This window comes from Vibrio sp. 10N.261.52.A1 (genome assembly GCF_002876325.1).
In the GTDB taxonomy this organism is placed as follows: Bacteria; Pseudomonadota; Gammaproteobacteria; order Enterobacterales; family Vibrionaceae; genus Vibrio; species Vibrio chagasii.
On the sequence record NZ_MCYD01001393.1, the window covers coordinates 1 to 2,715 of the forward strand.

Here is a 2,715-nt window from a genome sequence, read left to right on the forward strand (position 1 = left end):
TTAAAGATGTGATCACCAACTCAAGTTACACGTAAATGGTAAACAATAAACATGCCAATCAGTCTGTTTTGTTGTTTGACTTTCAATTAAGCCATCGTTGCGTGAAAAAAATGCAGAGCGCAAACGTTTTTATCTCACAAATTTAACCTTAATTTAGTAATTTGTTCGTACCTAGCACTTTGACTTGCTGCCTTTCAAACCTGACAGCGTGACTTCTTTACTTGTTATGCGAGCGATAATAACTCTCTCTCGGAAATGAAACGTTTCATTGATTAGCTATCCTGATACCAACGTTTGCTTTGTACACTGCACATTATTTGCCTTTCTGGACTCAGAGTATCGTTTGTTCATATCTAATTTGATCAATAACCGCTGTTAATGTCCTATTCTTTACTTGGGCTAGGTTAAATTACTTTCGGGAAGGGAGTAGTTATAAAAATGATAAACATGTCAATTAGATGGCGTCTAATTCTTCTTACCACTGTGTCTGTAATCACCATGTTTGGGTTTACAGTCAACCAAGTGATCAAGAACGATACGAAGATGAAGAATCTTGAAACTACACGAATTAAGGTTGAAGCTCTTCAATCTTTTAACACGGTTTCAAGTAATGCACATCGATGGTTAGTTCTGTCTAATGACTCTTCTGAGAAAGGCCAGTTGCTTTTAACCCTGCAATCAGAATTGGATAGGCTTTCTCAGTACGGGGCTCGATTAAAGCAGTCTGATGAAAATCTGAATATTGAGCCTCTGCTAACCGAATTGAAGAATGTGGTAATGAGCCTGACTAATGCGACGCAAGGTTCTGGCAATCAGGCGTTAATAGAGAAGGCTTTCGGATTATTAAAAGGCGTGTTGCTTCAGTTATCCGAATATCGGGTGGCTTTATTGGATGAAGATATTAGTAAAGCTGATGCGATGTTCGTCCACCTCACTAACTACGTGTTTTGGAGCCAGCGAGAAGCATGGTTGAGCTACAGCTTGTACCGCTCGCCTGAGAAAAAAAATCAATATCTATTGAGCTACATTAGTGCGTTAGATCGACAGCAGCAGTTATTAGAGACCTTTTTCCAATCGGATACGAGCTCTCCAAGTATTAGGCAACTTCTCAACACAGTTTCTCAAGATGAGTTTCAGGACAAGTTTGCAACACGAATCCTCGAAGGAGAACTCTCATCGCCCGAGGTGTATGAACACCTAAAAAGTCTAGAGGTCAAAAAGCGAGCCATTTCTCAAGCTATCAGTGCTTACACCAAGCAATTGCAGTTTGATTTAACAAACAATATTGCGTTGCAGAAAAGACAAACTTTAGTGATCTCGTTCTTGATCCTAGCTGTTTCGGGTGTGTTGTTGTGGTTGGGAGCCATGATCTCTATACGCTTGAACAGAAATCTATCAATGATTTTGAAAGGCGTTTCAGAGTGCGCTGATAACGATGGTAAGCCTAACACCATAAAAGTCGAAGGCAATGACGAGCTCGCAGAGTTCACTGAAACCTTAAATAGGGTGATGGAACGCACCTACCAACGTAATCAAGAGCTTATTGAAGCCAAAGAAGATGCCGTATCAGCTAATAAAGCGAAAAGTGCATTTCTCGCCAATATGTCTCATGAGATCCGAACTCCCTTAAATGGGATTATTGGCATGGCGGAGATCTTATCGCAGAGTAAGCTGAGTCCTAACCAACAAGAGGTGCTTGGGGATATTGAGTCATCATCGCACTCATTACTGGTGCTGCTGAATGACATTCTCGACTTGTCTAAGATTGAGTCGGGTAACCTCATGCTCTCTCCACACAATGCTGACTTACGTGAAGCCGTCTATGACTCTGTGAGCGTGATTTTATCTAAGGCGATCAGTAAAGACATTGAGCTCGATGTAAATATTGATTCTCAAACACCACCGCAACTATTCTTCGATGAGTATCGTGTTAGGCAGGTGCTGACGAACTTATTGTCGAATGCCATCAAGTTCACCTCTAACGGTACCATCACAACGGACATCGCCTATACGCCAATGTCGATGGGTAGAGGTAAACTCGAGTGCAGTGTTTCGGATACAGGCATTGGTATTGAAACAGAGAAACTCGAGTCCATATTTGAGCCCTTTACTCAAGAGGATGGCAGTATCACGCGTCAGTTTGGTGGCACAGGGCTTGGGTTAGCAATCTGTAGGCAGCTTGTTGATTTAATGGGTGGATACATCACTGCCCGTTCAGTAAAAGGTGAAGGCTCTACCTTTACGTTTTGTCTGTATGTCGATGTGGTAGAGACGCAAGTTCAAAGCTTCGAAAATTTAAATCGTGCAACGATCATTTCCAACTCTTTTAACTATCTCGACCAATTAGCCAAAGAGTGTGAGCGCCTCAATATAAAACCTAAGGTGGTGGGGTCGATATCGTCGCTAGACGAAGAGATCAAAGAGAGCGACTTTGTTCTGTATTGCCATACCTTACATCACTCACTGCAGAGTGATTTAGCGGCGTTGAAAGAACAGTACCCGTTAGACCGCGTGATTGTTTGTCAGCACCACTTATTCAAAACTAATCTGATTACAGAGTCTGTTCATTCAACTCATACACTGCCATTCTTGGGGCGACGTTTCCTGAATAGTCTATTGTCTCTTGATGCGAATGAAGAACTGGTACCTGAAGCCAAATCAGAAAAAGAAGAAGTACGTCCTCTGAATCGACGTATCTTGATTGTCGAAGATAAC

General features: G+C 41.9%; 1 protein-coding gene. It reads left to right on the forward strand.

Features of this window, described 5'->3' with window-relative positions; genetic code table 11:
* Window positions 1-498 precede the first annotated feature (498 nt).
* The coding region (locus tag BCT81_RS28235; protein ID WP_102426581.1) for an ATP-binding protein at window positions 499-2,715 on the forward strand (2,217 nt) is incomplete at its 3' end.